Below are 6,281 nucleotides of genomic sequence, written 5' to 3' on the forward strand. Positions count from 1 at the left end.
GATCTCCACTCACCTCCACAGCCGATTCGGCTGCCCCACCCCACTTTTCAGCTTTCCCGGCTGAGCCACCCCCTCACTTCAGCCGGGATTCTTCCGTCACACCGCACAAAATAGCTTCACTGCCCAACCCCATGGACCCGTGCACCCATGCAAACCACCAACACCGTCCTGATGATCCGCCCGGCGCACTTCGCCTTTAACCCGGACACCGCGATCAACAACCGCTTCCAGCGCGTGCCCCTCGACCCATTGGCTGCACAGCAGAAAGCGCTGGAAGAGTTCGACGGCTACGTCGATACCCTGCGCCACCACGGCGTGGAAGTGCTGGTGGTACAAGACACCCCCGCTCCCCACACCCCGGATTCGATCTTCCCCAACAACTGGTGGAGCAGCCACGCCGACGGCAGCCTGGTGCTGTACCCGATGGAAGGCCAGAACCGACGACTGGAACGCGACAAAGGCGTGCTGCAAGTACTGGAGCAACGCTTCGCAATCAAAAACACCATCGACTTCAGCCACCTCGAACAACAGAACATGTTCCTGGAAGGCACCGGCAGCATGGTCCTCGACCGCCAGCACCGCATCAGCTATGCCTGCCATTCCGGGCGTACCCATCAGGACGCCCTGCGCCAGTTCGCCGAACGCCTCGACTACCAACTCTGCGTATTCCACGCCGTCGACCGCCACCACGCGCCGATCTACCACAGCAACGTGATGATGAGCGTCGGCCGCGACCTTTCCGTGGTGTGCCTGCAAGCCCTGCCCGACGACCACGAGCGCCAGGCCCTGGAACGCTCCCTGCGGGACACCGGCAAAGACATCGTCGCCCTGGACTTCGGCCAACTGGAAGCCTTCGCCGGCAACATGCTGGAAATCCATGACCGCAACGGTCAGCCGCTGCTGGTGATGTCGGCCAGCGCCTGGGGCTCGCTCAAGCCGGCCCAGCGCCAGCATGTGGAACGCCACACCCGCCCGGTGGTGGTGAACATCGACAACATCGAACGCATCGGCGGCGGCAGTGCCCGCTGCATGTTGGCGGAAGTGCATCTGCCCACCCGCCCCTCATTTCAATAAGGAGTCTTCCCATGACCCGCTATATCGACGTCAACGACTTGAGCTACCTGGTTTCGCAAAAAGGCCTGCAAACCTGCATCACCGAGATGGCCGAGTACATCCGCGCCGACTACCTGCGCTGGCAGGACTTTGAAAAATGCGCACGCCTGGCCAACCATTCGCCCGAGGGCGTGATCGAGTTGATGCCGGTGTCCGACGCCTCGCTCTACGCCTTCAAATACGTCAACGGCCACCCGAAAAACACCCAGAGCGGCATGCTCACCGTCATGGCCTTCGGCGCACTCGGCGATGTGGACACCGGCAAACCGGTACTGCTGGCGGAAATGACCCTGACCACCGCGATCCGCACCGCCGCCACTTCGGCCCTGGTAGCACGTTACCTGGCCCGGGACAACAGCCGCAGCATGGCGTTGATCGGCAATGGCTCCCAGAGCGAGTTCCAGGCCCTGGCCTTCCACGCGATGTTGGGCATCACTGAAATCCGCCTGTTCGACATCGATGCCAAGGCTACCGCCAAACTGGCGGCCAACCTGAAAGCCTTCCCGGCGATCAAAGTGATCCTGGCAGGCAGCGTGGCCGAAGCCGTGAAAGGTGCCGACATCGTCACCACCGTCACCGCCGACAAGGCCTACGCCACCATCCTCACGGACGAGATGATCGAGCCGGGCATGCACCTTAATGCCGTCGGCGGCGACTGCCCGGGCAAGACCGAGCTGGACCGACGAATCGTCGAACGTGCCCGCGTGATCGTCGAGTACGAACCCCAAAGCCGCATCGAAGGCGAAATCCAGCACATGCCGGAAGATTCGCCGGTCACCGAGCTGTGGCAAGTGATCAACGGCCAGGCCCCGGGCCGTGAAAATGCGCGCCAGGTCACCCTGTTCGACTCGGTGGGTTTTGCCATCGAAGACTACTCCGCCCTGCGTTACGTGCTGGACGTGGCCAAGGCGCTGGACGTGGGCAGCGAACTGGAACTGGTACCGGACCTGGCCGACCCCAAGGACCTGTTTGCCCGCTTGGCACAAGCACCGGCCGCACAGCAGAAAAAGCGCGCCTGAGACCGCTCTGGCCTGCTGCTTTGCGTGAGCAGCAGGCCGGAAAAACCCAACCGGCAAGCCGATTTAGCGGGTGCCGCAGCCGTTTCCGCTGTAGCTCGCGTTTTAACAGCACATTCCGCGCGCCGCGGCAGGGGTAAACGACACAAAAAACGCACCATCTTGAAGCATTCTCTCTGACAACAAACAGCCCAATGTGGTGAGGCAGCCCAATGTGGCGAGGGAGCTTGCTCCCGCTGGAGTGCGTAGCGCTCCCAGGAGTTTGAGGCCGCTACGCAACTCAGCGGGATCAAGCTCCCTCGCCACAAAAAGCCTCTTCACCTTAGCGTTCAGTTTTCTACTGCCCTGACATCAATTACAAAATATAGGGAATACACATGACTCCGCTCCGATCACTTTTCGCTGCGCTGCTCCTGCCATTGGCCGCAACTGCTGCCCAGGCTCAGGAATGGAAAGAAATCCGCTTTGGGGTCTTCCCCGAATACCCACCGTTTGAATCAGTCGCCGCCGATGGCAGCCTGCAAGGTTTCGACATCGACCTGGGCAACGCCATCTGCGCCAAGCTTGAAGTCAAATGCGTGTGGGTCCACAACGAATTCGACGGCATGATCCCGGCCCTGCGCGCACGCAAGTTCGACGCCATCATGTCCTCCATGGCCGTCACCCCGGCCCGCCAGAAAGTCATCGACTTCAGCGACCGCCTGTTCCTCAGCCCGACCTCGGTGATCACCCGCAAAAGCGCCGACTTCGGCGACACCCCCGAATCCCTGAAAGGCAAACAGGTCGGCGTGCTGCAAGGCTCGCTGCAAGAAGCCTACGCCCGTGCACACCTGGCCAAGCTGGGCGCGCAGATCAAGGCTTACCAGTCCCAGGAGCAGAACTACGCCGACCTGCAAAACGGTCGCCTGGACGCCACCCTGACCGACAAGCTCGAAGCCCAGCTCAACTTCCTGTCCAAGCCTGAAGGCGCCGACTTCAAGACCGGCCCGGCCTTCAAGGACCCGACCCTGCCGCTCGACATCGCCATGGGCCTGCGCAAGAACGACAAGGAGTTGGTGGAGCTGATCAACAAGGGCATCGCCGCCGTCCAGGCCGATGGCACCTACACACAGATCCAGAAGAAATACTTCGGCGATCAGGATATCTACAACGAGTGATGCCCAAGCCTGGCAAAAATCCCCTGTAGGAGCGAGCTTGCTCGCGAAAATCGTCAACGATAACGCGTGAACCCAGAGTAAACGCGGGGCCTTTGAGTTTTTCGCGAGCACGCTCGCTCCTACCTATGAGAGATCTCCTCCTCCATGAATGAATTCCTCAACTTGCAAGGCTTCGGCCCGTTGCTGGCTCAGGGTGCCTGGATGACGGTCAAGCTGGCGTTCCTGGCGCTGCTGCTGAGCCTGTCCCTGGGCCTGATCGCCGCCGCTGCCAAGCTCTCCAGCGTCAAGCTGCTGCGGGTTCCGGCCACGCTCTACACCACGCTGATTCGCAGCGTGCCGGACCTGGTGCTGATCCTGCTGATTTTCTACAGCCTGCAACTGTGGCTCAACGACCTGAGTGAAATGCTCGGCTGGGCTTACTTCGAAATCGACCCGTTCACCGCCGGTGTCATCACCCTCGGGTTTATCTACGGTGCGTATTTCACCGAGAACTTTCGCGGGGCGATTCTCAGCGTGCCCGCCGGCCAACTCGAAGCCGCTACCGCCTACGGCCTGAGCCGCTGGCAGCGCTTTCGCCTGGTGCTGTTCCCACAACTGATGCGCTTTGCCCTGCCGGGCCTGGGCAATAACTGGCTGGTGCTGCTCAAGTCCACGGCGCTGGTGTCGATCATCGGCCTCTCGGACCTGGTCAAGGCCGCGCAAAACGCCGGCAAGACCACCAATGACCCGCTGTATTTCCTGATCCTCGCGGGCCTGGTGTACCTGGTGATTACCACCCTCTCCAACCGCATCTTCAAACGCCTGGAACGGCGCTACAACGTGGGCATCAAGGGGATGGCGCGATGATCGAATTGATCCAGCAATACGGCCTGGCCTACCTGTTCACCGACGGCAACGGCTTTTCCGGGGTGGCCATGACCCTGTGGCTGTTCATTATCTCGGTGGTGCTGGGCTTCTTCCTGTCGATCCCGCTGGCGATCGCCCGGGTCTCGGAGCACTTCTGGGTTCGCTGGCCGGTGGAGGTCTACACCTACCTGTTTCGCGGCACGCCGCTGTATATCCAGTTGCTGATTTGCTACACCGGCCTCTATGGCCTGGACGTGGTACAGGACAACGCCCTGCTCAACCAGTTTTTCCGCAATGCGCTGAACTGCACGCTGCTGGCGTTTGTGCTGAACACCTGCGCCTACACCGTGGAAATCTTTGCCGGGGCGATTCGCAACATTCCCCACGGCGAGATCGAAGCTGCCAGGGCCTACGGCCTGCACGGCTGGCGCCTGAATCTGTTTGTGGTGGTGCCCGCCGCACTGCGCCGTGCACTGCCGGCCTACAGCAACGAAATGATCCTGATGCTGCACGCTACCTCCCTGGCGTTTACCGCCACCATCGCCGACATCCTCAAGGTGGCCCGCGATGCCAACGCCGAGACGTTCCTGACGTTCCAGGCCTTCGGCATCGCGGCCCTGCTGTACATGCTGCTGTCCTTTGCACTGGTGGGCCTGTTTCGACTGGCCGAACGTCGCTGGATGCGTTTTCTTGTTCCTACCCGAGGCTAACCCATGAATCAGTCCGCGCAGGCCCTGGCCACTTATCCAACCGATGTACGCCCCGCTACCCAACCGGTGGCCGTGGCAGAAAACGCCAACGTCAAACTCCGGGTCGAAGGCCTGCACAAACGCTATGGCGAACATGAAGTGCTCAAGGGCGTCTCGCTGAACGCACGCAACGGCGACGTGATCAGCCTGATCGGCGCCAGCGGCTCCGGCAAAAGCACGATGCTGCGCTGCATCAACTTCCTCGAGCAGCCGGACGCCGGGGTCATCACCCTCGACGGCATCAGCATCGAAATGCAGCCAGGCCGCGCCGGCACCCGGGCGCCGCACCAGGCGCAATTGCAGAACCTGCGCACCCGCCTGGCCATGGTGTTCCAGCACTTCAACCTGTGGAGCCACATGACCGTGCTGGAAAACATCACCATGGCCCCGCGCCGGGTGCTCGGCGTAAGCGCCGCCGAGGCGGAAAAACGCGCACGCCTGTACCTCGACAAGGTCGGCCTGCCGGGCCGGGTGGCGGATCAATATCCGGCATTCCTGTCCGGTGGTCAGCAACAGCGCGTGGCCATCGCCCGGGCCCTGGCGATGGAACCGGAGATTATTCTGTTCGACGAACCCACCTCGGCCCTCGACCCTGAACTTGTAGGAGAAGTCCTTAAAGTCATACAGACGTTGGCGGAGGAAGGTCGTACCATGCTCATGGTCACCCACGAAATGGGCTTTGCCCGTCAGGTGTCCAGCCAAGTGCTGTTCCTGCACCAGGGCCGCGTCGAGGAACAAGGCGGAGCCGAAATCCTCGACCAGCCGAACAGCGAACGCTTGCAGCAATTTCTTTCCAACCGATTGAAGTGAACACCACACACCATGGATACCAAGGCCACCGGACCGAACGCCTCACCTGTGCTGGACCGCATCGATGAAGCCATCATCGACGTGTTACGGCACCAGGGACGCATCACCTACGAAAAACTCTCGTCGCTGGTGCACCTGACGCCCAGGCCGTGCCTGGAACGGGTACGCAAGCTGGAGCGACGCGGGGTCATCCGGGGTTATGGGGCGATCATCGACGTGCAGATGGTTTCGCCGGGGCTGTCACTGCTGGTACTGGTGGCCCTCTCCAACCAGAGCGGGCGCTCGGCGCAGAAGGCATTCGAGGCATGCGTCAAAGCCTGCCCGCAAGTGTTCGAGTGCCAGTTGATCAGCGGACCATTCGACTACAGCCTGCGCATGCGCTGCCGGGACATGGAGCACTACAGGGTGTTGACGGAAACCTGGCTTAACAATGATGAATTGCACATTGATAAGTTGGTGGCGCATCCGGAATTGGCGGTCGTAAAAAACACCGCTACCGAACTGGCCTGAACCCGCCCCTCCAGGCAATAGAGATCAAATGCGGGAGCGGGCTTGCTCGCGAATGCGGTGGATCAGTCGCTGGATGTGCT

The 6,281-nt window shown here is 61.3% G+C and carries 7 protein-coding genes; all 7 read left to right on the forward strand.

The genetic code is table 11. The features are described 5' to 3' along the window. The first annotated feature begins 147 nt into the window (after nt 1-147). The gene (gene ctlX, locus SNL23_RS15345) at nt 148-1,074 is read left to right on the forward strand and encodes a citrulline utilization hydrolase CtlX (protein ID WP_318302645.1); all 927 of its coding nucleotides are present in this window, start codon (nt 148-150) and stop codon (nt 1,072-1,074) included. Between the two features lie 11 nt (nt 1,075-1,085). Then, a complete protein-coding gene (locus SNL23_RS15350; protein WP_076014273.1) occupies nt 1,086-2,132 on the forward strand; it encodes an ornithine cyclodeaminase in 1,047 nt (348 codons plus the stop codon). Between the two features lie 374 nt (nt 2,133-2,506). Continuing rightward, entirely contained in the window at nt 2,507-3,286 is a 780-nt protein-coding gene (locus SNL23_RS15355; RefSeq protein ID WP_167663064.1) for an ABC transporter substrate-binding protein, read from the forward strand. A gap of 144 nt (nt 3,287-3,430) precedes the next feature. Then, nucleotides 3,431-4,132, forward strand: a complete 702-nt coding sequence (locus tag SNL23_RS15360; RefSeq protein ID WP_076014275.1) for an ABC transporter permease — start codon at nt 3,431-3,433, stop codon at nt 4,130-4,132. Beyond that, complete coding sequence (locus SNL23_RS15365; RefSeq protein WP_318302648.1) at nt 4,129-4,842, forward strand: ABC transporter permease; 714 nt, start codon at nt 4,129-4,131, stop codon at nt 4,840-4,842. Before SNL23_RS15360 ends, SNL23_RS15365 begins: the two co-directional genes overlap by 4 nt. Nucleotides 4,843-4,845: 3 nt before the next feature. Next, nucleotides 4,846-5,691: an ABC transporter ATP-binding protein gene (locus SNL23_RS15370; RefSeq protein WP_318302649.1), complete on the forward strand. Its 846-nt coding sequence runs from the start codon at nt 4,846-4,848 to the stop codon at nt 5,689-5,691. A 12-nt stretch (nt 5,692-5,703) separates the two neighbouring features. After that, nucleotides 5,704-6,201: an Lrp/AsnC family transcriptional regulator gene (locus tag SNL23_RS15375; RefSeq protein WP_003208571.1), complete on the forward strand. Its 498-nt coding sequence runs from the start codon at nt 5,704-5,706 to the stop codon at nt 6,199-6,201. Nucleotides 6,202-6,281 lie beyond the last annotated feature (80 nt).

It is taken from the genome of Pseudomonas sp. SED1, from assembly GCF_034044025.1.
Taxonomy (GTDB): domain Bacteria; phylum Pseudomonadota; class Gammaproteobacteria; order Pseudomonadales; family Pseudomonadaceae; genus Aquipseudomonas.

Bases quoted from the DNA above. Each gene is read 5' to 3' on its own strand.
- ctlX (WP_318302645.1), top strand. From the start codon at position 148: ATGCAAACCACCAACACCGTCCTGATGATCCGCCCGGCGCACTTCGCC.
- SNL23_RS15350 (WP_076014273.1), top strand. From the start codon at position 1,086: ATGACCCGCTATATCGACGTCAACGACTTGAGCTACCTGGTTTCGCAA.
- SNL23_RS15355 (WP_167663064.1), top strand. From the start codon at position 2,507: ATGACTCCGCTCCGATCACTTTTCGCTGCGCTGCTCCTGCCATTGGCC.
- SNL23_RS15360 (WP_076014275.1), top strand. From the start codon at position 3,431: ATGAATGAATTCCTCAACTTGCAAGGCTTCGGCCCGTTGCTGGCTCAG.
- SNL23_RS15365 (WP_318302648.1), top strand. From the start codon at position 4,129: ATGATCGAATTGATCCAGCAATACGGCCTGGCCTACCTGTTCACCGAC.
- SNL23_RS15370 (WP_318302649.1), top strand. From the start codon at position 4,846: ATGAATCAGTCCGCGCAGGCCCTGGCCACTTATCCAACCGATGTACGC.
- SNL23_RS15375 (WP_003208571.1), top strand. From the start codon at position 5,704: ATGGATACCAAGGCCACCGGACCGAACGCCTCACCTGTGCTGGACCGC.